We start from the raw sequence: 22267 nt of genomic DNA, 5'->3' as shown, positions 1-22267 counted from the left end.
TCGGAGGCTTCGGGCACCGCTGAGCAGAAGCTGGAAGCCTTCCGGCAAACGCTTCTCGCCATCCGACACAGGCTGGAGCTTTGGGTCAATCTGCCGCTCGCGGGCGTGGACCACCTCAGCTTGCAGACGCAGGCGCGCGAGCTGGCCCTCAAGTCATGAGTCTCTGGCGCAAGGCGCTGGCCGAGCTGCTGGGCACGGCCGGTCTGCTGTGCGCAGTGGTTGGTTCCGGCATCATGGCCGAGCGTCTGGCGGGCGGCAATGTCGCCATCGCGCTGCTGGCGAACACCCTGGCCACCGTTTTCGCGTTGTACGTTCTCATCGAAGTTTTTGCTCCGGTGAGCGGCGCGCACTTCAATCCGGCCGTCAGTGCCGTCATGGCGCTGCGTCGCGAGCTGCCGGTGACCGACCTGGCGCCATATATCGCTGCGCAGCTCTTGGGGGCCATGCTGGGCGCATGGCTGGCCAACGCCATGTTCGACCTGAGCATTTTTCAGTGGAGCACAAAAGTCCGCGCTGGACCGGGCCAATGGCTGGCTGAACTTGTGGCGACGGCAGGTCTGATGCTCGTCATCCTCCGTTCGCCCCTTGGAAAGGCGCCGGTGCTGGTGGCCTGCTACATCGGCGCGGCGTACTGGTTCACGGCCAGCACGTCATTTGCAAACCCAGCAGCAGTCTTTGGCCGGATGTTCAGCAACACGTTCGCGGGCATTGCGCCATCGAGTTCCATCGCATTTATGGCTGCCGAGCTTTTGGGCGCGGCACTTGGAGCTATCGTCTATAGGGTAATTCGCTGAAGCCGTCGTTCGCGAAGTACCGCTCATGGCGGACTGCAGCCTGTTGCGGTCGTCAGAGCTTCGGGCCCGTTGCAGTCTCTCGCTGCGTTAAACGAGTGACTTCGAACCGATCATTCGGCTTCCTGAAGAACCCGGCTGTCGCGCTCCGCGAAGATACCTGCCATCTCCGCCGCGTTCTTCGTTCCCCAAGTGCACAGCGGAATAATCGCGTCGGCCAGGCTGCGGCCGAGCGGGGTCAGCGCGTAGTCCACGCGCGGCGGTACTTCGTGATAGCTGGTCCGCGCCAGCACCCGATCGGCCTCCAGATCCTTTAGCGACTGGATGAGCACCTTGTCGCTGACTCCCTCGACCAGTCGCTTCAGTTCGCCGTATCGCTTCGCGCCGTCGCGAAGGAAGAACAACACCAGCGGCTTCCACTTGCCCGAGATGACGCGGAGCGTGGCGTTGAGCCCGCAGCCTGTGCCGCAGATTTCAGGAGAAGTCGTCATTTTTAATACTTACCAAAAAGTGCATACTTGTCCTTAGGTTATCAGGAGTGCATATTCGTTGGCAAGGAAGCAGATGGCTGGTTCCAGACAACTTCAACGAAAGATGCACGTAATGAACAGACTGAATGGAAAGACCGCCGCGATCACCGGCGGCGCGACCGGCATCGGCTTCGCCGCGGCCAAGCGTTTCATCGAGGAAGGCGCATTCGTCTTCATCTTCGGCCGTCGGCAGGAAGCGCTCGACGCCGCCGTGGCCGAGCTCGGCCCCAATGCCCGCGCAGTGAAGGGTTCGGTGTCCGACGAGGCCGACCTCGACCGACTCTACGCCGCAGTGAAAGCCGAGCGCGGCACGCTCGACATCGTCTTCGCCAACGCCGGAGCGGGAGGCCCGCTCGTGCTCGGCAAGATCACCGCCGAGCACATCGACGAAGCCTTCGACACCAATGTGAAGGGCGCGATCTTCACGGTCCAGCAGGCGTTGCCGCTGATGGGACAGGGTGGTTCGATCATCTTGACCGGATCGAGCGCTGGCACCACGGGTGCACCGGGATTCAGCGCCTACGGCGCTAGCAAGGCGGCGGTGCGCAATCTTGCGCGAACCTGGGCAGAAGACCTCAAGGGCACCGGCATCCGCGTCAACGTGCTCTCACCCGGGCCGACTGCGACCGATCTCGCGAAAGCAGCACTGGGCGAAGAAGGGGTCAAGGCCTTCGGCGCGATGACGCCGCTCCAGCGCATGGGCGATCCGTCCGAGATCGCAGCGGCGGCGGCCTTTCTCGCCTCGTCCGACAGCAGCTTCATGACCGTCAGCGAGGTCGCCGTCGACGGTGGCCTGGCGCAACTGTGACCCGAAGGGCATTCCGATGTACGACCAGGCCAAGCTTTCCGAGTTGATCCAGTTTGCACAAGTCAAGGCGGGCTCCACCGTCATCGACGTCTATCCGGGCGATGGCGATTGGACCCGTCTCTTCTCTGACATCGTGGGGCCCGAAGGACGGGTCTTCAGCTTCGTGCCGGCGGAAGTCGCTCACTTCAAGAACGATCCGCTCGGGCAGATGCGCACGCTTGCGACGGAGCCGGGCCGAGAGAACGTTGAAGCCGTCTCGGCCGACCTGGTGGAGATGCCACAGGTCACGCAGCAAGCGGATGTCCTCTGGCTGCACCTGTTCTACCACGACCTCCATACAGCGCTGATCCAGACCAAGGGCGCGACGGCGGCCCGCTTCAATCGAGCTGTGTACGAGCAGCTCAAGCCCGGCGGGTACTACGTTATCGTAGACCACGCTGCTGCTGCGGGGCTGGGAACGAGCGACGCCCAGTCGCTGCATCGGATCGACCCTGCATCCGTCCGCGCGGAGGTGGAAGCAGCCGGTTTCGTATTGGACGCGGAAAGCGCGGTGCTTGCAAAAAGCGAGGATCTGCACTCGATCAAGGTTTTCGATCCTTCGATCAAGGGCGAGACCGATCGCTTCTCATATAGGTTCGTGAAGCCCTGACGGGCTGCGGTGCCCACGTCGGATCGAGTCCCCGAATGGCGCAACAGGCCTTCAAATAAGGCGCAGGCCGATCAGTTGGCAGCCCATAGCGGGTATTCGCCCATGCTCCACAGAAGACGTTCTGACAAACACTGTCATCGTTCGAGCTTCGGCGGTCGATGGCCGCGTGTCTAAGACACGATAAAAGGGAACGGATACCGACTGAGTATTCTTCGGGCGATGCTGGCCGTGGCTATGCGCGTCACGGTGACTTCGATCTGAATCCCGAGGCTGGGGTCATTGATGACTTCGAGCTGAGATGTCGGAACTCCTCCATCAAGCAGCGTCGCGCGCAGGGTATCCCTGATTTCGCGCCGCCTGAGCTCTGGCTTGAAGATCTTGCCGACGCCAGTCAGAGGCATGGCTGTCACCAACCTGATTGCCTTCGGGATCGCTGCGCGTTCGGTGATCTGGTCCCTGGCGAAGGACAGCAGCTCGTCCTCAGTCGCCTGTGCTCCGGGCTTGAGCAGCACATAAGCGACCGGCAGTTCCCCCGCGTGCAAATCAGGGCGGCCGATCGCGGCGGCGAGTTGCACGGCCGGATGGCGATGCAGCGGCTCCTCGATGCTGGCCGGGTCTATGTTGTGGCCACCACGAATGATGAGTTCCTTCTTTCGACCGGTCAGATAGAAGTAGCCTTCCGCGTCCTGTCGGCCAAGGTCGCCGGTATTCATCCATCGCAGTCCGTCGCCGAGATCAAGCCAGAGCCCTTCGCCGTGGTCGGGGTCGCGATAGCCTGCAAATGCATTGGGGCCGCTGATCGCCAACACGCCTGCCTCGCCGACCGCGCAGTCGCGCACGTAGGCCCCCGCGTCGTCGAGCACGACGGCTTTCATGGCCTGCAACGGCACGCGCAGGCCGATCGACCCGAAACGCCGCTCGCCCTGAGGGGGATTGCAGGTGCTGACGCAGGTCCCCTCGGTCAACCCGTACCCCTCGAGGATTCGCAGTCCCGTCAGTTCCTGGAAAGCGCGCATGAGCTCCGTCGGCATAGGGGCGGCCCCGCAAAGCCCGAACTCCAGCGAACTGAGGTCGCGGCCCTGCGTCGGCTGCTGCATCAGGGCCGCATAGACCGTCGGAACGCCACTGAAGAAGTTGATGCGATGGCGTTCGACCAGCTCCCAGAAGTGCTTGATGACGCCCTCGCCGCGATAGCCCGCAGGGGTGCCAAGGACGACGTGCGCCCCACGAGAAAACGGCAACAGGCCGGTCACCAGGACGCCGTTGACGTGAAACAGGGGTAGCCCGCAGAAGAGTGTCTTTCCCAATGCAATGCCGTCGCCAAGGAACTGTCCGACGCTCCACGCATTGGCGACCTCGTTTGCATGGGTGCGCATCGCGATCTTGGGCGCGCCAGTGGTACCGCCGGTGCAGAAGTAGGAAGACCGGTCGCCGGGGCGGATCACCCGCCCGCTGAGAAGGCGGTCCACGGGCTGTCGGCGCAGCCCTTGCGCAAAGTCGTGCAAGCTGAAGAGATCCCTTGTCTCGCTTGGACCCACGCCCGTGACCCCTTTGGCCTTACCGCCCAGATCGACCAGCACGACGTGTTCGAGGCAGCGGACACCGGCGAGCAGCGGCTGCAGCTTTGACCACAGGTCCATGCCGGGAACGGGTGCCAGTGTGATCAGCACCTTTGCATCGCCAGCGGCGAGCAGCTCGACAATGGCCGCGGGCTCGAGCATGGGATTGATCGCGAAGGCAATGCCGGCCGCCTGTCCGCCCCAGATCGCAAGGTGCGTCTGCGGCAAATTGGGCAAGGCGAAGGCAACGACATCGTCGGCGCCGACGCCCAGCTCATGGAAGAAGTTGGCCGTGGCCGTGATGCGAGCGAACAGCGTCTCGTAATTCCAGACTTCCGGCCGCGCATGATCTTCGACGCGGGCAAAGAACGATAGCGCCGGCGCGTCGGGGTGGGCGCGCGCTGCCGCGCCGATCATCTCGTAGGTACTGTTCGGCAGCAGGCGATCGTGCTCGCTTTCGAGAGCGAGCACGTCGGCGATGGATGCGATTCCGTTCATGTCTTCACCAATAGGTCGGTGGTGTCAGGGCAGAAGAACCGCTCGGCCAGGTCGGCCTGCCGCATGTTGGGCTCCCTGCATGTCGACGCCGGAGTCGTCGATGTCGCTGAAGGCGACGTCGCGGGCGGCGCGACAAGCTCAAGCGCTCGGCGCAGCATCGACTCGGAATCGGACGCCGGCCCTTCGGCCAGGACGCAGCGGTCGGGCCTCACGATCGCGACCCACCCAAGCGGAGCCCGGCGCGGTATCAGGGCTTCGTCGAGCGCCTCCAGCCGCTGCGCCGGGGGCGCCAGATGCTGGGCCTGCGAACGCTGGCACCACTGCCATACGCGTCCGCCCGCAGCTTGCCAGCGCTGCAGCAGTTCGGCCGGCATTCCGGCCGACGCATCCACACCAAAGCCGATCAGCGCCCATTGCAGCCCCAGGGCATCGTCGCTGAGGATTGGCACGTCGCCGGTGGCCAGCCGGACCCAGCCCTGCGGCAGCATGGCACCCGCACGCAGGCGCTCGTTGCCGCGGACGCGCCAGAACAGGCCTCGACCGAAGGTGTTCTGCGGCTTGACCTTCATGTCCTCGAACAGCGCGCGGCCGGCCGGCAGCATGCGCATCAGGCTCAGCAGTCCGTGTACGGCGAACGCGGCGCCGCGGTGTTGCGGCATGACGATCGCGCCAAGCATGCGCGCTAGGCGGATGATCTTCCTGGCATGGGGTCGTCGCTCGATGTCGTAGCTGTCGAGCACGCGCTCGTTCGCCCGTCCCTGCACGACCCCGGCGAGCTTCCAGGCCAGGTTGGCCGCGTCACGCAGCCCGGCGACCAAGCCCTGGCCCGCGAAGGGCGGCGTGATGTGCGCTGCATCGCCGACGAGGAAGCAACGTCCCTTTGAAAAGCGCTTCGCCTCGCGTGCGTGGAAACGGTAGACCGCCGTGCGTTCAATCCGGATGCGTTCGCTGTCGCACCATGGCGCGAGAAGCCGCCGCACCGACTCCGGCCGCGCCATCTCTTCCGGCCGCTCGTCGCGGCGGAGCATGAACTCCCAGCGCTGTCGTCCGCCGGGAGCCACCATCCGCGGGGTAGGGCGCCGCGGGTCGCAAGTGAACTCGACATGATCGATCGGATCCGGCACATCGAGCGCATCGACGATCAACCAGTCCTGGTGGAAGCTCTGGCCTTCGAAGTCCAGACCCAAGGTGCGCCGCACCAGTGAATTTGCGCCATCGGTGCCGACGAGGTAGCGCGCACGGACATAGGTCTCGTTGCCGTCCGCGTCCTCCAGCCGCGCCTTGATGGACCGGCCGTCGTCCACGAAGGCAGCGAGCTCGCAACCGAGCCGTACCTCGATTCCCGGGTATTGCGCGAGCTTCTCGCGCAGCAACCGCTCGAGCTCCGGCTGGTGGAAGGTGACGAGCGCGGGGTGTCCGTCGATGATGCCGGCACTGTTGATGCGGGCGAAGCGGCCGAACAGCGGCGAGTGGTACTGCACGTACGGGATGGCCACGGTTTCGAACTCGCCGTCGCGGACACCCGCCAGTTGAAGTATGCGCAGCGCCTCGTTGTCGAGCGCGATCGCGCGCGGCTTCTCGAAGATGGCACTCGCCTTGTCGATGGCCAGCACGCGCACGCCGTAGCGGCCGAGCAGATTGGCAAGCGCCGCGCCGACCGGGCCGAGCCCGACCAGGAGGATGTCGGTGTCGAGCCGCGGCACCGTGATTCTGGAGGCGTGCGTGTTCATGGCGCGGTGATGGAGGTCGTCTGTTCGCCGAGGTCGATGGCGCCGTCGTCGGTGCGAATTGACGCGTTGATGTGGTCGCCCGGGCGCAGGTACGCAGGATTGGTGCGCCCCTTGCCGATGAACATCCGCCATTTGCCAGCGTCACTGAGCAGATGCCTTGCAACGAACATCGTGGCCTTGCCGGGTGCGCGCGCCGCGCAGCCTGCCGGAGTGCCGGTGGCGATCAGGTCGCCAGGAAGCAGGTCCTGCAGCGCGGCAAGTTCGGTGAGCGTGGCCGCGGGCCCATGGATCATCTCGGTGCAATAGGCGTCCTGCCGCGTCTGGCCATTGACCGCCAGGCGCATGCGCAGTTCGGGCCAGCGCGCCCATTCCTGCGGCGTCAGCAGCACAATTCCGGGTCCGACCGGGCCGAAGCCTCGATAGCTCTTGCCCTTGTAGAACTGGCCCTGCGGCAATTGCACGTCACGTGCCGACAGGTCGTTGACGATCGTCACTCCCGCCAGCCACTGCGGCAGGTCGTCCAGGCCAACCTGCGTGCCGGCCGGCACCGGAGCGCGCAATACCAGGCCCAGTTCGATCTCGTAGTCGAGCAATTGCACGTGTGCGGGGCGGACCACGGGCACATTGGCTGCCGTGATGCTGGATGGCGCCTTCGTGAAGATCGTGTTGAAGGGGAAGTCTTCGACGCGCAGGCCTGATTCGGCGATGTGGCTGCGATAGTTGACGCCCTGGCAGATGAACTGCTGGTCACGAGTCACCGGCGGCAGCAGCTGGACGCGTTCGAGCGGCATCACGGCATGTGCGGCCCCAGTAGCCCACAGCAACTCCCAGTGGCGGGAGAGAAGCTCGCCGGTGCTGGGCGCATCGATTTGCAGAGGGGCGATGAGGCGCCCGAATTGAAGACCCCATTGGGGCGTGCCGTCTTCGGCGTAGCGAATGATCGTGCGTGACATGGTTTGGTTGGGGGAGAGTTAGAGCCAAGGGCGCGCGGGCGCATCGAGCGCCGCGCTCATGAGGTTCAGTCGCTGCGGCGTGATGGCCTTGCGACGAACGAGCTTCAGCACGTGCAGAAGGGTTTGCAGGTTCTTTCTCGGTTTCATCGAGGCGGGCGCATCGGCGCCCCACGCCCAGATGCCGCCGAATTCGAGCGGCGAGTAGGCGGTCTCGAAGTCCGCGGTGAAGACGTCGCCATCTGTGTAGTGCTCGAACTCGAAGCCGTCGGGATCGGACCAGTAGTCGAATAGCTGGCTGCCGAGAAGATGGCGACCGATGCCCCACATGTGCCGGTGGCCCTCGGCGCGCAGAACTTGCTGGCCCTGTCCGAGCGCATCCAGGTCCAGAACTTCGTAGGCGCTGTGCTCGATCTTCTCGTCGATGCCGCCGACGATCACCAGCGTGTGGTGGTCGGCCGGCTGATTGCCCAGGTCGAGACGGCAGAACGCGAGATTGGGACTGCCGTCGGCGAGGTACTGCACATCAGTGGGAATGAGTCCGAGCACACGCAGGTACCACTCGGTCATGCGCGCGAAGTCAATCGTCTGCAGGACCACGTGCCCGAGCCGCACGACGCGGGCCGGCTCGATGGGCGTGCGCACCGTGCGATTCACGCGAGGCCTGTCTTGGGCCGTGTTTGTGGTCCATGGAGCGACCTCGCGCAGCGGGAGCGGCTCGACACGTCGCTGATCCTGCAGCAGCCAGATGCTGCGGCCGCTCGGGTCGCACAGCTCCACGCCTCGGCCACGTGCGGGAAGGCGGCAGACGGGCAGCCAGCGAGCGCCCATCTGCTCGACGTAGCGGTGCAGATCGGTATCGGCCGACATGACGAACGCGGGCCCGATGAAACGATCCTGCGGACCACCTTCGGCGATCGCGATGCAGGGTGCGGTCCCGGCACCCCGGGCCACAAGACGTTGCGGTGTGGAACTGACGATATGAAAGCCGAAGTCGCGCCAGAAGCGCTCGGTTGGCGCCAGCCTGCGCTTTTCCCAGCGCAGGAAGGCCAGCTCGACGGCGCGGCCGAGGGCGGGCGGGCGGGCCAGTCGTTGGACATTGGCGGGCAGCCTGCTTTCCGGGGTCGACTCGGGCTGCCGAAGTACTGCGGTAAAGACTCTCATGGGTCCATCTCCCTTCAGAACGTGTAGTGGTCGCCGAGCAGGAACACATGGACCTTGCTCGGCGGGCGGCCAATATTGGCGTCGCCGGTTATCATAGTAACAAACACGTCATCATGACAAAATTGTCGTTTATACTTAGTCGACCACTGGGCACAATCCATCCATGCAACCGGAAAACCATCGCCATCGCGTCGCGGCCGAGCGGCGCGAACGCATGCGCGCACGCCTGCTCGCCAGTGCCATGAAACTCGTCGCGGAAAAGGGGCCAGCGGCGACGTCGATCGACGATGTGATCTCCGCCGCGGAGGTGTCGCGGGGCACGTTCTACAAATACTTTCCGTCGCCCGATGTGTTGGTCCGAGAACTCGCCGTCGAGATCGCCAACGAGCTGATCCGGATGGCCGAGCCCGTTGTGCGGAGCTACGACGACCCGGCTGAACGGGTGTCGACTGGCATTCGACTGGTGGCAAGGCTCGCCATCGACCATCCGCTGGCGGCCGCATTTCTGATCCGCCTCGGATGGCCAGACGCGCGAGGCCCCAACATGCTGCTCGACTTCGTGAAGAGGGACCTGACCGAAGGAATCCGGCAGGGTCGATTCACGCGCATGCCGATCGCATTGGCGCTCAACATCGTGACGGGCGCCGTTCTCGGCGCGACGCATCGCATGCTTGAGCCGGGCTGCGAGAGTGACTTTGCCGAGCAGAGCACCGCCGCCGCATTGCGTGGGCTGGGCCTGGATGCAAAGAGCGCCGAGCGCATCGCCCACAGCCCGCTGAAGCCGGTCGAGATTTTGTCAGAGGGTTTACTCACCGAGACCTCGGAAATCCCGGCGCCAGCCGTGGCGCAGACGATTCGCCACGTGGTCAGGGGCAGAAAGCTCAGTTGAGAAGCTCATTGGCGCGGCAGCAACGACATGACTTGAATCACTGGTCCATCGATAATTTATTCCCGTCCTCTCGCACGACGTACGTGGCGCACTCGCTGTCAAACCCGGATCCCGCTCGGATCAGCTTCGAGGAGTTCGATCTCGACGAAGCAAACGCGTGCCTGCTGCGCAATGGCACGGCCGTCGCGCTCGCGCCCACTCCCTTCAATTTGCTGTGCGCGCTGGCGCGCCATCCAGGCGCGCTGCTGACGAAGGATGCGCTGCTCGATGCGGTGTGGGGGCACCAGTTCGTCAGCGAATCAGTGCTCAAGACCGCCATCAGCGACCTGCGCATGGTGCTCGGCGACAACCCACGCGAGCCGCGTTTCATCGAGACCGTGTCGCGGCGCGGCTATCGCTTCATTGCGGTGCCGACCGCTGCGAGGCCGGCGTCGACTCGCGCAGCGACGACGGTAGCAGGGGCGGCGGTCGCGGCGGGCCCGCGGACCTCCCCGTCGTTCATCGGTCGCGCGGAAGCGATCGTCCGGCTGCAGGAGGGGTGGGACCAAGCCTGCAGCGGGAAGCGCGCGGTGGTCTGGGTCGCCGGCGAACCGGGTATCGGCAAGACCACACTGATCGAACACTTCGTGGCCAGTCTCGGCGGCATCGCCTGCGCGCGTGGGCAGTGCGTTGAGCACTACGGCACAGGCGAGCCCTACCTTCCGGTGCTCGAAGCGCTGGCCGAGTTGTGTCGCAGCGATCGCACGCTGCCAGCGCTGCTGCGTACCGTGGCGCCGACCTGGCTGTTGCAGCTGCCGTGGCTGAGCACGGCCGAGGAACGCGATGCGTTGCGTCGTGAACTCGCCGGTGTGGGCCCGGACCGCATGCTGCGCGAGATTGCCGAGTTGCTGGATCGCTACGCCGAGCAGCGTCCCCTGCTGCTTGTCACGGAAGACCTGCACTGGAGCGACCGGGCAACTATCCAGATGATCGACTACCTCGCGCGCCGCCGCGCACCCGCGCGCTTCATGTGGCTGTCGAGCTTCCGCTTGGCCGAGGTGATCGCACTGGACCATCCGCTCAACCCGCTGCGTCACGAGTTGCGTCAGCACCGGCTGTGCCAGGAGGTGGTGCTCGATCCGTTCTCGGAGACCGAGGTTGCCGACTACATCGCGCAACGCTCGACCGCGCTCGCACGGGACGAGGCCTTCGTGCGTGCGCTGCATGAGCGCACCGATGGCGTGCCGCTGTTTGTCGCTTCGATCACCGCCGATGTGATGGATCGCATCACGGACGACGCGGCGGTGGGAGCGCGGCTCGCGTCTGTGGCGGTGCCCGAGAACCTGGCCGCCATCATCGACCACCACATCGCGAGGTTGGGTAGCGAGCTGCGAGCCCTGCTTGCGGCAGCGGCCGTGTGTGGGGTGGACTTCCGCGTCCACACGGTGGCACTCGCCCTCGAACGTGATGTCGCATCGGTGGCCCATGCCTGCGAGGAGCTTGTGCGCGAGCACGTGTGGCTCACGTCCCCGTGTACGGGAGAGGGCGACGAGATGGCCGAGTCGACCTACGCGTTCCGGCATGCGCTGTTCCGGCAACTCCTGTACGAACGCACATCGCCCGCGGCCCGCACGCAGCTGCACCGCAAGGTCGGTGCGGCCCTCGAACGGGAGCGTGCGGCCCGCGTGCCCGTGGCTGCAGCCGAATTGGCCATGCATTTCGACCGCGGACGGGAGCCGATGACCGCACTGCGCTACTACGCCGAGGCCGCGGAAGCCGCGCTCCTGCACTTCAGCCCGGCTTCCTGCGTCAGCCTCACCGAGCGCGCCTCAGCCCTGCTCCAGCAGGCGCCGCTGGGAGAAGAGCGCAACACGCTGGAGCTGGTGATCGCCACGCTGCACGGCGTGGCGGCCTTCCAGTCGCTCGGCGTCGGCAGCGAGACGAGAGACGCTTTAAAGCGCGCGTACGCGTTGCTGCAGGCCCTGCCCGAGCATCCGATGCGCGGTCGGTTGCTGCATGGCTTCGGCTACGTGCTGAGCCTGCGCGGCGAATATGCCCAGGCGCTGGAGGTCGCGCAGCGCGCCGAGGCGCTCGCGGCGGAATCGAATGATCCGGTGCTGATGATGGCCGCGTGCATCGTTCATGGCGAGGTGCATCAGTTGCAGGGCCGGCCGCAGGCGGCGCTCGGGTGGATTGAGCGTGGCCTGGCCACCGTCGAGCGGCTCGACCTCGCGGCCAGTGAGATCTTCGTCGCCGATCCGCAAGTAACGCTGCTTGGAATGCTTGCCATCGAGTTCGTGCACCGTGGCCTGGTCGAGCAGGCACGGGCGCATGTGCAACGCTCGCACGACCGCGCGCGCGCGTTGCGCCAGCCGATGACCCAGCTGGTTGCCACGTGGCATGAGGCGCTGCTCGAGGTGCGTCTCGGCAATCCCGGGCGGGTTGCGGCCGTTGCTGAGGGGATGCAGGCGCTGGTCGACGAGTTCGCCTTGGTGCAAGGGCAGACTGCGTGCCGAGGATACAGCGGCTGGGCGCTGGCCTTGAACGGAACGCCGCTCGCGGGCCATCGTCTGATCCAAGAGGCCTGCGAAGGGAATGCCCGCCTCGGCATGCGATCCGGTGTCACCGAGGTGTTGGGCTATGCGGCGCAGGCCCTGCTGCTGGCTGGCGACCTGGATGCTGCGCAAATCCAACTGCAGGAAGCGATGCAGGTCGCGGATGAGCTGGCCGAACGCGTGTACTTGCCGCAACTGTGCTTGCTTGATGCCGCCATCGCCCGTGCACAAGGCCGCACCGACGCCGGCGCCGCCGCGGTCCGAGTCGCGATCGAGGAGGCACAGGCACAGCAGGTGCCCTGGCTCGAACTGCTCGCGCTCGTCGACCTGTGCGAGAACCACGACGCTTCGGTCCCGGAGCGGCATATGCTCGCCGCGCTCGTCGACCAAATGCCCGAAGCCCGCGGCACCGTGCCGGTGCAACGCGCTCGGACCATCCTGTGGGCCGCGAAGAAGGCCTGATAGCGCGCCCGCCGCCAGCGCTTCAGCACCGCGGATCTCGTACCCGCTGCTGCCACAGTTCCCAGGCCAGCGTCAACACGACGGGGCCGATCACCACCCCAGTCAGGCCCAGCACGCCCAAGCCGCCGATGCAGCCCATCAGAACCCAGACGAACGGCAACTGCATCCCGCCGCTCGCCACCATCGGTCGCACCAGCTTGTCGCCCGTGATCAGGACCGCGCAACCCAGCAGCAGCGACGTCAGGGCCGTCGTGGGCGCTCCCGTCAGCGCCAGTTGCACCGCCATCGCGGCCACTGCCGCGTAACCCAGGAAGGGCACGGCGGCCAGCGAGCCCGTGATGGCTGCCCAAGTAAGCGCGCGCGGTGCACCGGCGATGCTGTACGCGAGCGCAGTCGCGAGGCCGTCGAACAAGGCCACGACCAGCATGCTGTTCACCGAAGCGCGCACCGCGCGCTCGACGATCTCCACATACCGTTCAGCGCGATCGCCAACGGCCTCGCGCAGCCCGCGAGTCAATTCTTGGTTCAGCGACGCACCCTCCTGGTAGAGGAAAGCCAACTGCAGGATTGCAAACCCGACGATCAACGCATGCCGGGCCGTGAACTGTCCGAGCGACTGCGCCCAGCCGAAGAGAGCGGAAGGATCAGCGCTTTGCGTCAGCACCAGCAGCGCGCCCGGATGAACGAGGTGGGTTTGCCAGCGCGCTGCCAGCCAAGGCCCCATGACGGGGGCGTTCCCGAGCCATTCGGGTACGCCGAGCCCGCGACTGTCCGCGGCCGCGAGGCCCAACAACAAAGTGTGCGCCTCGCTCAGGAGTGCCCAGCAGGCAAAGAGCATGGGTGCCAGCACGAACACCGTGATCGCGCCGGTGAATAGTGCGGCGCCTGCGCTCTTGCCCACACGGATTGGCAAGCGGCGCCTGAATGCGGAATAGAGCGGCCAGCTCGCGATCGCGGTCACGCAGGCGGCCAGCAGGGCCTCGATGAAGTCGTGCACGATCCAGATGGACAGGACGACGATGGCGGCGGCGAGAAGCCGCCCAGGTGTGAGCTTGAGGTTCATGTGCCGGGCCTCGCGGGGGGCGGCCGTATTCGTAGTGATGGGCGCTGATGCTAGAGGCGCGAGCCGCCGGCGTCGTCAGCGACAGGTCGGCATTCCGTCGCTTCTGCATGCGAGCGCAGTCTCGACCGTTCGTCGACCTTTCGCTGACGACTCGACGCGGGGATCGGCCTACGCTGACGCCGAACTCCTCCCATCCACAGGCTGCCATGGTGCTGAACCCCGAATCCAAGTACCCGAATCGTCGGGCCTACGTGTTGAAGCTGCGCAGCGACGCGACCCCCGAGGCGTTCGCAGGCCGCCTCGAAAACCTTGTCACCGGGCGCCAGCTCGAATTTGCGAGCGCTCATGAGTTGCTGCAATCCATCGCCAGCGAACTGGGGGCTGGAGCTGCCGAGCGCCCGGCCGACGACCCGCCCGCATGAGCGCGCCAGCCGTCCGCCGACCGCGTGCACGGCGACCGAACGCCGACGCAACGCTGACGACTTCGAGCGCATCGCGCCCTACGCTCACTCCCTTCGAATCCAGACGAGTCCACTCTGATGTCACCTCCATCCGCATTTCCGCCATCTCCTCAGGCCAGGCAGAAGCCGCCCCAACGGGCGGATCTGCCGGCTGGACTTTTCGTCGCGGCGGCACTGGCCGCATCGATGGCCCTTCTGTTGCCCGGCTGTTCCACGCCAGCCGTCCGTCCAACGGTCGACGTGCCCGCCCAGTTCGCCGCGAGCACCGTTTCCGACGTCGAGCCCGAAGCTGCCTGGTGGGAAAGTTTCCAGGACCCGGTATTGACCGACCTGGTGCGGCGCGCCGAGCGCGAGAACCGTGATGTCAAGATCGCCGCCGAGCGGCTGCGGGCGGCGCGTTCCGGGGTCACGGTCAGCCGGTCCTTCCTGATGCCCAGTGTCAGCGCCGTCGGCGCTGCAAGCGATCGCAGCAGCGGCTTCGGCGACGCCGTGAAGAAGTTGCAGCCCGACACCCGAAGCGGCAGCGCCGGCCTCGACGTCTCGTGGGAGATCGACTTGAGCGGGCGCCTGCGTGCAGGCGCGGCCGCGGCTGCGGCGGACGCGCTGGCGGTGGAGGACGGCTTGCGCGGCGTGCGCCTGCTGGTGATGACCGACGTTGCCACCAACTACTTCACGCTCGCGGGCGCGGTGCGCCAGCTCGACACCCTGCGCGCGATCTCGACCGCCCGGGACGAGACTTTGCGCCTCGTGAAGGCGCGCCAGCGCGCCGGCCTGGCGACCCCGTTTGACGTCGAACGCGCGCAGACGGAGGCCGAGACGGCGCGGGCACAGATTCCACCGCTGGAGACGATCGAGGCCGTGTCGCGGCATCGCATCGCGGTGCTGATCGGCGAGCAGGCCTTCGACGCTGCGCGCATCGCTCCCTGGCGCGGCGACGTGGTCGTTCCCCAGGCCCAGCCGGGACAGCCTGCCGCGCTGCTGCAACGCCGGCCCGACGTACTCGCCCTGATGGCGCAGCTCGATGCGGCCAACGCACGCCGCCAACAGGCCGCTGCCGAATGGTTTCCACGGCTGTTCCTCGACGCGTCGTTTGGCCGCCAGAATGTGCAACTGAACGGCATCGGTCTGGGTGCCGCCCGCTACACCAACGTGGCGGGTCTGCTGGCGATGCCGCTCTTCAACGCCGGGCGCACGCGCGCGATCAACGACATCGCCGAGAGCGGCCAGCGCGAGGCGCTGCTTCGTGCCGAGGATGGCATGGTGCGCGCGCTGGAGGATGTCGAGAACGCCCTCGTCGCGCTCTCCTCGGAACGCCAGCGCTCGCAATCGCTGCAGAGCGCCGCTGCTTCCGCGGAATCGGCCCTCGGCCGCGCCCAATCGCTCTATGACCGAGGCCAGATCGACCTGTTGCCGCTGCTGGATGCGCAGCGTTCGCGCCTGGCTGTGAGTCTGAGCGCCAACGACAGCAACACCCAGCTGCTGCTGGACAGCGTGCAACTCTACAAGTCGCTGGGCGGGGGGTGGCAGGTGTTCGAGCCCGCCGCGCAGCCTGCAGCGCAAACCACTTCCGCCGGCGCCGCTCAGGCGTCGCATTCCTGAAACCCGTTGCTTTCCACGAGGTACTGTCTTGAAGAACTCTCTTTCCGTGGTCGGCGCTTTGGCCGTCGCCGCATTACTCACCGCGTGCAGCCGTGACAAGCCGCATACCGAGGCGCCCCGGCCGGTGCGCGTTGCCGATGTCCGCTATGACGCCGCCCGCGAAGCCAACCGCTATGCAGGGACCGTGCAGTCGCGCTACGAAGTCGACCAGGCCTTTCGCGTCGCCGGCAAGGTCGCGCAGCGCAAAGTCGATGTCGGGCAGTTCGTGCACGAGGGCGACATCCTCGCGGTGCTGGACGACAGCGACTACCGATTGGCCGAGGAGGCCGCGCGTCAGCAATGGTCGGCTGCCGTCACACAGGCACGCCAGGCCGAATCGGACCGCAAGCGCCTGGGCTCGCTGAAATCCGACGGCTCAGTCAGCGTGGCCGACGACGAACATGCCCACAGCGGTGCGCAGACGGCGCAGGCGGCCGAGGAGGCGCAGGCGCGCCAACTCGAACTCGCACGCAATCGCCTGAAGTACACCACGTTGCGCGCCTCGCGCAGCGGCGTGGTCACTGCGGTGCGCTTCGAAGTCGGCCAGGTGCTTGCCGAGGGACTACCGGTGGTCGCGATCGCCGACCCCGGCACACCGGAAATCGTCATCGATGTGCCCGAGGACCAAGTAGCGGCGTTCAAGTCGGCGCGCTTCAAGGCGTCGCTGGCGAGCGCGGCCGCCGACTTCTTCGAGGTCTCGCTGCGTGAGATCTCGCCGCAGGCCGCCGCGCAGACGCGCACCTACCGCGCTCGGTTGAAGCCGACGGGTGCCCGGCCATTGCCGCTGGGCGCGACTGCCGCGCTCGTGACCGACCGCGTGGTCACGGACGTGCAGGCTGCCGCGATTCCCGCTACCGCGCTCACCCAGGCGAACGGCCATCCGGCGGTGTGGGTGGTCAAGCGCGCCGGCAAGGAGCTGGTCGGCAGCGTGGACCTGATGCCTGTGGCGGTGCTTGGCTACCGCAACGATCTCGCGATGGTCTCTGGCCTGCCGGCCGGCGGGCAGGTCGTCACCGCGGGGGTGCAGAAGATGGCGCCCGGATTGAAGGTCGCGCTGCCCGACGCGGCGCTCGCTGAAGCCAGGCTCACGCCGGTCGACACGACGCAGCAGGTCGCCCAATGAACAATTTCAATCTCACCGAATGGGCGCTCGGGCATCGCGCCGTCGTGCTCTTCCTGATCATCGTGGTTTCGATCGCGGGCGTCTTCAGCTTCTCGAAGCTCGGCCAGCTCGAGGACCCCAAGTTCTCCGTGCCGTCGATGACGGCAACGGTCATCTGGCCCGGCGCGAGCGCGCAGCAGATTCAGGACGAGGTGCTCAACCGCATCGAGAAGAAGTTCGAGCAGCTCGACCATTTCGAGAAAGTCGTCACCTTTGCGCGCCAGGGCTACGGCGGCATGACGATCACCGTGAAGGGAGGCACCTCGCACAAGGACCAGCAGGAAGCCTGGTACCAGGCGCGCAAGAAGTTCTCCGACCTCAAGCTCGAACTGCCCGACGGGGTCGTCGGCCCGATCTTCAACGACGAGTTCGGCGACGTCTACTCCCTGCTCTATGCCGTCAAGGGTGACGGCATCGGGCACGCGGAGCTGTCCGACATCACCGAGGACGTCAAGCGCCGCCTGCTCAAGGCGCCCTACGTGAAAAAGGTCGACCTCCTGGGCAAGCGGGACCAGAGGGTGTACGTGGAATTCTCCAACCAGCGCCTCGCCACACTCGGCATCACGCCGCTCGCGATCGCCGAGAGCCTGAAGAGCCAGAACGCCATGATGCCCGGCGGCTCGATCGACACGAAGGACGACCGCGTGTTCGTGCGCGTGAGCGGCCAGTTCACGAATCTGGACGACATCCGAAACGTGCCGGTTTCCGCGGGGGGCCGGACGATCAAGCTCGGCGACATTGCGACGGTGACGCGCGGCTTCCAGGATCCGCCGACCTACACCATCCGCCACAACGGCCAGGACGTGCTGATGGTCGGCATCGTGATGACCGACGACGGCAACGTCGTCGAGCTCGGCAAGGCCGTGGAAGAGGCGGTCGCGAAGTTGCAAGCCGAACTTCCGCACGGCGTGGAACTGGAGCGCGTCGCCGACCAGCCCACCACCGTGAAGGACTCCGTCTGGGAATTCGAGCGCTCGCTGATGGAAGCGCTCGTGATCGTGATGGCGGTGAGCCTGCTGAGCCTGGGCTTGCGCACTGGCCTCATTGTTGCCATCTCGGTGCCGCTGGTGCTCGGCGTGGTCGCCATGGTGATGCTCGGGATGGGCTGGAACCTGGAGCGCATCTCGCTTGGCTCGCTCATCATCGCGCTCGGTCTGCTGGTGGACGACGCGATCATTGCGATCGAGATGATGGTGGTGAAGATGGAAGGAGGGTGGGACCGCACGAAGGCGGCCGCCTTCTCGTATTCCGCCACCGCCATGCCCCGCCTTTCGGGCGCGCTCATCACGGTCGCGGGCTTCATGCCGATCGGCTTCGCGCACTCCACCACCGCCGAATACGCGGGCGGCATCTTCTGGATCGTGGGCATTGCCGTGGTGTTCTCGTGGCTTTGCTCGGGCATGATCGTGCCGTACCTCGCGGTGAAAATGCTGCCGAAGGACTTCGGCAAGAACCACCACGGCGACCCCTATGACACGTCCTTCTACCGCAAGCTGCGCGGCTGGATCGACTTCGCCCTGGAGAAGCGCTGGCTGATCATCACCGTGACGGGGGCCGCGCTGGTGCTCGCGCTGGCCGGCATGAAGTTCGTCCCGCAGCAGTTCTTTCCGAACAGCGAGCGACCCGAGCTGATCATGGACATGCGCATGAAGGAAGGTTCATCCTTCCAGGCTACGACTGAACAGGTCAAGCGCATGGAGGCGATCCTGAAGAAAGAAGAGGACGTCAAGTTCTTCACCGCCTACACCGGCGCTGGTTCCCCGCGTTTCTACCTGGCGCTGTCGCCCGAGCTGCCCAATCCAGGCTACGCGCAATTCATTGTGATGACGAAGGACATGGAAGCGCGTGAGCGCGTGCGTTTGCGGCTGATGGCCACGGTCGACAAGGAATTCCCGCAAGCCTGGGTTCGTGTCACGCGACTGGAGATGGGCCCCGCGGTGGGCTACCCGGTGCAGTTCCGCGTGGTTGGCCCCGACACGCAGAAGGTGCGCGAGATTGCCCGCGAGGTTGAACACATCATGGCCTCGAGCCCGAAGGTGCGTGACGTGCAGTTCGACTGGAATGACCCGGTGCGCACGCTGAAGGTCGAACTCGACCAGGACAAGGCGCGTGCGCTGGGCCTCACGCCCTCCGACGTCAACCTCGTTACCCAGAGCCTCATGAACGGCGCGACCCTGTCGCAGTTGCGCGAGCACGAGAACCTGGTAGACATCGTTGCGCGTGCCGTGCCGCAGGAACGCCTGGACCTGGACACGCTGAAGGACGTGAACATCTACACGCGCGCAGGCACCGTCGTGCCGCTGTCCCAAGTGGCGAAGGTCAAGTCCGAGCTCGAAGAGCCCGTGCTGTGGCGGCGCAACCGCGACATGGCCATTACCGTGCGTGCCGACGTCAAGGATGGCGAGCAGCCTGTGTCGGTGACGAAGGAAATCGAGCCGCTGCTCAAGGACATCGAGGCGCGGCTCCCCGCCGGCTATCGCGTCGACACGGGCGGCGCCGTGGAAGAAAGCGAAAAGGCGAACAAGGCCCTCGCCGCCGTGGCTCCGGTGATGGTGCTCACCATCCTGCTGATCCTCATGCTCCAACTGCAGGACTTCTCGAAGATGGCGATGGTGTTCCTCACCGCGCCGCTCGGCCTGATCGGCGTGGTCGCTGCCCTGCTGGTGTTCCGCGCCCCGCTTGGCTTCGTGGCGATCCTGGGGATCATCGCGCTCGGCGGCATGATCATGCGCAACTCGGTGATCCTGATCGACCAGGTGCGCATCGAGATGGAGGAGGGCCGCGACGCCTGGAATGCCATCGTCGATGCCGCCCTGCACCGGACGCGCCCTGTAGTGCTGACCGCCGCTGCCACTGTGCTCGCGATGCTCCCGCTCACGCGCAGCGTGTTCTGGGGCCCGATGGCTCTCGCGATCATGGGCGGCCTGACCGTCGCCACCGTGCTGACCATCTTCTTCGTGCCCGCCCTGTACGCCGCGTGGTTCAAGGTCAGTCGCCAGGCGGTCGCGAGCACCGAGCCGGCTCTGGGGCATGTGGTGCCGGCAACGAACTGATTTCCAAAGGAGATACGGCAGTGAATCGTCCTGCGATGCCGCTTGCTGACCGGCAGGCGATCTCGGGTGGCGAGACCACGCTACTGGACGAAGTGGGGGTGGTCAGCGCTGTGTCCGGCGGCAGCATCCTCGCGGCCTACTACGCAGCTTTCGGCGATGAGGTCTTCACGCGCTTCGAACAGGACTTCCTGCTGGTGAATTTCCAGTCAGGGCTGATCCGCCAGGCGCTGTCTCCGGTCTCGACGTACCGTCTCACTTCGCCGTGGTGGGGCCGCACCGAATTTCTCGCCGATCGGCTCGACGCCGTATTCCGCGGAACGACCTTCGGCGACCTGAGGCAGCGCCGTCCTTGGCCCCGGCTTCTGGTCACTGCGACTGATCTGACCACCGGAGTGCCTTTCGAGTTCACACCAGAGCAGTTTGCGCTGATCTGTTCAGAACTGGAGTCGGTGCCTCTGTCGTTCGCCGTGGCCGCGTCCTCGGCGGTGCCCATCCTGCTGAGCCCAGTGACGGTTCGGAACTATGGCGGCTCCTGCACGCAGTCACAGGAGCCGGAGACCGGCATGTCGCATGAAGGGAACCTCTCCGCCCGCGTCCTGCACCGGATCGCGGAAAGCTACCGGAATGCGAAGAAGCGCCCTTACATCCACCTCGTCGACGGAGGAGTGGCGGACAACCTGGGGGTGCGCAGCCTGATGGATCGCACCGTCGCCAGCGGCTCACTTCTGGACACCTTCCGAGGCATGCCGTTCGCGTCGGTGCATACGATCGTTCTCGTCACGGTGAACTCCGAACGTGGCGTTGCCACGGACATCGCCATCTCCGACCGCGTGCCCAGCACAGGCCAGGTGATACAGACGATGGTCTTCGGAACCGGCTCCCGGTTCAGCGAAGAAACCACTGAGATGGTGAAGGACGCCGTACGGCGCCTCGAAGGCGAATTGCGCGAAGCAAGGGGTCGCGCAGACAGCCCGTTCGCTGCTGACGCGGAAATTTATCTGGTGAACGTGAGCTTGCACGACCTCAAGGACTCACGCCTGAGGCAACTTCTGCTGGACGTGCCCACAGCATTTGAAATTCTTCCTGCGCATGCACGTGAACTGCAAGCCGCTGGCCGGCAAGTGTTGCGCGAAAATCCGGAATTCCAGCGCCTACGGCGCAGCCTGGACTCGCAGTCAATGGCCGCGAGCATAGGGCCCCCGGGGGCGGAGACGCCATGAGAAAGGTCGCGCCATGTCTTCGCTGAACAGCCTGCAGGTGTACTGGTCTGGCAGCTTCATTGCGGCCAACGCTCTGATCGGGGCGAACCTGCTGGGCGCGCTCCTATTGGGGATGCTGATGGGATACGAGCGCTCATACAACGGTCGTGCGTCTGGGATGCGCACCTATGGCCTCGTCTGTATGGCGTCAACGGCGCTCACTGTCTTTGTGGGCTACGCGCCGCTCTGGTATGGCGGTGCGGCCTCACAGGTGACGCCGGATGCGACGCGCATCGTGCAGGGGGTCGTCACGGGCGTGGGTTTCGTCTGCGCCGGGGTGATCGTCAAGGACGGACTCAATGTCAGCGGGCTGACCACCGCCGCATCCATCTGGGCGGCGTCCGCCGTCGGGGTGCTGCTAGGCGTGGGCCTGTATGCCGCGGCTTTGGTAATGGCCGTGCTGTGCCTGCTCTCGATGTCGCTCGTCCACCAGGTGGAGCGCAAGCTGCCGGGGCGCGCCGTCTTCGACGTGTCGCTCAGCTTCTATCGCAATACGGCGCCAGACTTGGAGCAACTGGGCCACGTGGCGATGACGCATGGCTACCGCCTACTGCACCACAGCCTCAGCATCAGCTACGCGGACACCGTGCCGGTCTGGCGCTTCTGGGTGATCGCTCTGGACCGTTCTCGATCTACTTCTCCTGCCCGCCTTGCGCGCGAGCTCTCTCGATCGGACGAGGTCCTCCGATTCAGCATCGTTCCGTTGAAGAACTGAATTTCGAATCAGCTTGGACGCGAGCGATTGCGGACAGGTGAGCAACGTACTTGACCTGCACCCTCTTGCAGTGCCATTCATAGCGGGGAAGTCCGAGGGTTGCAAGATCAATTGATCTCGGTGGTGTTTGAGATGGATCGAGCTGCATCGCCAGCGCGCTGGCGATGCAGCTTGGCGAACTCGCCGGAGGCATCTGCTGACAACTGCTGTGCGGGCTGATGTCGTCATAGTCCTGGCGCCGGAGCGTGATGGCCGATCTGGCTTGCTGCAGCGTCTCAACCATTGCCCGTTCAGGCACTCGTCGCGGAACTTGCGTTGAAGCTCTCGATGTAGCCGTTCTGCCGAGAAATTC

18 protein-coding genes are annotated in these 22267 nt (G+C 65.6%); 11 read left to right on the top strand and 7 right to left on the bottom strand.

Going from position 1 to position 22267, the window contains the following annotated elements:
• Positions 1-155 precede the first annotated feature (155 nt).
• Positions 156-794 carry an MIP/aquaporin family protein gene (locus tag ACSFBL_RS22895; RefSeq protein ID WP_435518117.1) on the top strand — a complete coding sequence of 213 codons (639 nt, stop codon included), beginning with the start codon at positions 156-158 and terminating at the stop codon, positions 792-794.
• Between the two features lie 110 nt (positions 795-904).
• Here the strand turns inward: ACSFBL_RS22895 and ACSFBL_RS22890 are convergent, their stop codons facing one another.
• A complete protein-coding gene (locus ACSFBL_RS22890) occupies positions 905-1282 on the bottom strand; it encodes a winged helix-turn-helix transcriptional regulator (protein ID WP_435518116.1) in 378 nt (125 codons plus the stop codon).
• A gap of 112 nt (positions 1283-1394) precedes the next feature.
• Here ACSFBL_RS22890 and ACSFBL_RS22885 point away from each other — a divergent pair, with 112 nt between their 5' ends.
• The gene (locus tag ACSFBL_RS22885) at positions 1395-2129 is read left to right on the top strand and encodes an SDR family NAD(P)-dependent oxidoreductase (RefSeq protein WP_435518115.1); all 735 of its coding nucleotides are present in this window, start codon (positions 1395-1397) and stop codon (positions 2127-2129) included.
• Positions 2130-2145: 16 nt separating this feature from the next.
• Positions 2146-2778: a class I SAM-dependent methyltransferase gene (locus ACSFBL_RS22880; RefSeq protein ID WP_435518114.1), complete on the top strand. Its 633-nt coding sequence runs from the start codon at positions 2146-2148 to the stop codon at positions 2776-2778.
• A gap of 170 nt (positions 2779-2948) precedes the next feature.
• Here the strand turns inward: ACSFBL_RS22880 and ACSFBL_RS22875 are convergent, their stop codons facing one another.
• Genes ACSFBL_RS22875 through ACSFBL_RS22860 form a run of 4 tightly spaced genes read right to left on the bottom strand, consistent with a single transcriptional unit; the run spans position 2949 to position 8679 of the window.
• Positions 2949-4835, bottom strand: a complete 1887-nt coding sequence (locus ACSFBL_RS22875) for an acyl-CoA synthetase (RefSeq protein WP_435518113.1) — start codon at positions 4833-4835, stop codon at positions 2949-2951.
• Positions 4832-6565: a bifunctional 3-(3-hydroxy-phenyl)propionate/3-hydroxycinnamic acid hydroxylase gene (locus tag ACSFBL_RS22870; RefSeq protein WP_435518112.1), complete on the bottom strand. Its 1734-nt coding sequence runs from the start codon at positions 6563-6565 to the stop codon at positions 4832-4834. Before ACSFBL_RS22870 ends, ACSFBL_RS22875 begins: the two co-directional genes overlap by 4 nt.
• Complete coding sequence (locus ACSFBL_RS22865; protein WP_435518111.1) at positions 6562-7518, bottom strand: fumarylacetoacetate hydrolase family protein; 957 nt, start codon at positions 7516-7518, stop codon at positions 6562-6564. Before ACSFBL_RS22865 ends, ACSFBL_RS22870 begins: the two co-directional genes overlap by 4 nt.
• A gap of 18 nt (positions 7519-7536) precedes the next feature.
• Entirely contained in the window at positions 7537-8679 is a 1143-nt protein-coding gene (locus tag ACSFBL_RS22860) for a VOC family protein (RefSeq protein ID WP_435518110.1), read from the bottom strand.
• 214 nt (positions 8680-8893) lie between these two features.
• Here ACSFBL_RS22860 and ACSFBL_RS22855 point away from each other — a divergent pair, with 214 nt between their 5' ends.
• Together ACSFBL_RS22855 and ACSFBL_RS22850 are read left to right on the top strand one after the other, a co-directional pair.
• Positions 8894-9568: a TetR/AcrR family transcriptional regulator gene (locus tag ACSFBL_RS22855; RefSeq protein WP_435518109.1), complete on the top strand. Its 675-nt coding sequence runs from the start codon at positions 8894-8896 to the stop codon at positions 9566-9568.
• Positions 9569-9600: 32 nt separating this feature from the next.
• Positions 9601-12564, top strand: coding sequence for an AAA family ATPase (locus ACSFBL_RS22850; RefSeq protein ID WP_435518108.1), 2964 nt, complete (start codon positions 9601-9603; stop codon positions 12562-12564).
• Between the two features lie 22 nt (positions 12565-12586).
• On the opposite strand, the gene ACSFBL_RS22845 is transcribed toward ACSFBL_RS22850, so the two are convergent.
• The gene (locus ACSFBL_RS22845) at positions 12587-13627 is read right to left on the bottom strand and encodes an AI-2E family transporter (RefSeq protein ID WP_435518107.1); all 1041 of its coding nucleotides are present in this window, start codon (positions 13625-13627) and stop codon (positions 12587-12589) included.
• Positions 13628-13833: 206 nt separating this feature from the next.
• On the opposite strand from ACSFBL_RS22845, the gene ACSFBL_RS22840 reads away from it, so the two are divergent.
• The 6 genes from ACSFBL_RS22840 to ACSFBL_RS22815 all read left to right on the top strand — a co-directional run bounded on the left by ACSFBL_RS22840 (position 13834) and on the right by ACSFBL_RS22815 (position 21915).
• Positions 13834-14049 (top strand): hypothetical protein, encoded by a 216-nt coding sequence (locus ACSFBL_RS22840; RefSeq protein ID WP_435518106.1) that lies wholly within the window; start codon positions 13834-13836, stop codon positions 14047-14049.
• Positions 14050-14166: 117 nt separating this feature from the next.
• On the top strand, positions 14167-15687 hold the full coding sequence (locus ACSFBL_RS22835) for an efflux transporter outer membrane subunit (RefSeq protein WP_435518105.1): 1521 nt from the start codon (positions 14167-14169) through the stop codon (positions 15685-15687).
• 28 nt (positions 15688-15715) lie between these two features.
• The gene (locus tag ACSFBL_RS22830; RefSeq protein WP_435518104.1) at positions 15716-16849 is read left to right on the top strand and encodes an efflux RND transporter periplasmic adaptor subunit; all 1134 of its coding nucleotides are present in this window, start codon (positions 15716-15718) and stop codon (positions 16847-16849) included.
• On the top strand, positions 16846-19941 hold the full coding sequence (locus tag ACSFBL_RS22825; protein ID WP_435518103.1) for an efflux RND transporter permease subunit: 3096 nt from the start codon (positions 16846-16848) through the stop codon (positions 19939-19941). Before ACSFBL_RS22830 ends, ACSFBL_RS22825 begins: the two co-directional genes overlap by 4 nt.
• 20 nt (positions 19942-19961) lie before the next feature.
• Positions 19962-21161, top strand: a complete 1200-nt coding sequence (locus tag ACSFBL_RS22820; RefSeq protein WP_435518102.1) for a patatin-like phospholipase family protein — start codon at positions 19962-19964, stop codon at positions 21159-21161.
• A gap of 13 nt (positions 21162-21174) precedes the next feature.
• Positions 21175-21915 carry an MgtC/SapB family protein gene (locus tag ACSFBL_RS22815; protein ID WP_435518101.1) on the top strand — a complete coding sequence of 247 codons (741 nt, stop codon included), beginning with the start codon at positions 21175-21177 and terminating at the stop codon, positions 21913-21915.
• On the opposite strand, the gene ACSFBL_RS22810 is transcribed toward ACSFBL_RS22815, so the two are convergent.
• Positions 21890-22198, bottom strand: a complete 309-nt coding sequence (locus ACSFBL_RS22810) for an integrase core domain-containing protein (protein WP_435518100.1) — start codon at positions 22196-22198, stop codon at positions 21890-21892. The genes ACSFBL_RS22815 and ACSFBL_RS22810 overlap by 26 nt on opposite strands.
• Between the last annotated feature and the right edge of the window lie 69 nt (positions 22199-22267).

Origin of the sequence: Variovorax glacialis (assembly GCF_051216375.1) — a bacterium.
Lineage (GTDB): Bacteria > Pseudomonadota > Gammaproteobacteria > Burkholderiales > Burkholderiaceae_C > Variovorax.
The sequence above is the reverse complement of the archived record's forward strand: the minus strand, read 5'-3'. Positions and strand labels throughout refer to the sequence as shown.

Coding starts and splice junctions, on each gene's coding strand:
- ACSFBL_RS22810 (WP_435518100.1), bottom strand. CDS start 22,198: ATGGTTGAGACGCTGCAGCAAGCCAGATCGGCCATCACGCTCCGGCGC.
- ACSFBL_RS22815 (WP_435518101.1), top strand. CDS start 21,175: ATGTCTTCGCTGAACAGCCTGCAGGTGTACTGGTCTGGCAGCTTCATT.
- ACSFBL_RS22855 (WP_435518109.1), top strand. CDS start 8,894: ATGCGCGCACGCCTGCTCGCCAGTGCCATGAAACTCGTCGCGGAAAAG.
- ACSFBL_RS22845 (WP_435518107.1), bottom strand. CDS start 13,627: ATGAACCTCAAGCTCACACCTGGGCGGCTTCTCGCCGCCGCCATCGTC.
- ACSFBL_RS22880 (WP_435518114.1), top strand. CDS start 2,146: ATGTACGACCAGGCCAAGCTTTCCGAGTTGATCCAGTTTGCACAAGTC.
- ACSFBL_RS22840 (WP_435518106.1), top strand. CDS start 13,834: ATGGTGCTGAACCCCGAATCCAAGTACCCGAATCGTCGGGCCTACGTG.
- ACSFBL_RS22865 (WP_435518111.1), bottom strand. CDS start 7,518: ATGTCACGCACGATCATTCGCTACGCCGAAGACGGCACGCCCCAATGG.
- ACSFBL_RS22890 (WP_435518116.1), bottom strand. CDS start 1,282: ATGACGACTTCTCCTGAAATCTGCGGCACAGGCTGCGGGCTCAACGCC.
- ACSFBL_RS22875 (WP_435518113.1), bottom strand. CDS start 4,835: ATGAACGGAATCGCATCCATCGCCGACGTGCTCGCTCTCGAAAGCGAG.
- ACSFBL_RS22895 (WP_435518117.1), top strand. CDS start 156: ATGAGTCTCTGGCGCAAGGCGCTGGCCGAGCTGCTGGGCACGGCCGGT.
- ACSFBL_RS22835 (WP_435518105.1), top strand. CDS start 14,167: ATGTCACCTCCATCCGCATTTCCGCCATCTCCTCAGGCCAGGCAGAAG.
- ACSFBL_RS22870 (WP_435518112.1), bottom strand. CDS start 6,565: ATGAACACGCACGCCTCCAGAATCACGGTGCCGCGGCTCGACACCGAC.
- ACSFBL_RS22825 (WP_435518103.1), top strand. CDS start 16,846: ATGAACAATTTCAATCTCACCGAATGGGCGCTCGGGCATCGCGCCGTC.
- ACSFBL_RS22885 (WP_435518115.1), top strand. CDS start 1,395: ATGAACAGACTGAATGGAAAGACCGCCGCGATCACCGGCGGCGCGACC.
- ACSFBL_RS22860 (WP_435518110.1), bottom strand. CDS start 8,679: ATGAGAGTCTTTACCGCAGTACTTCGGCAGCCCGAGTCGACCCCGGAA.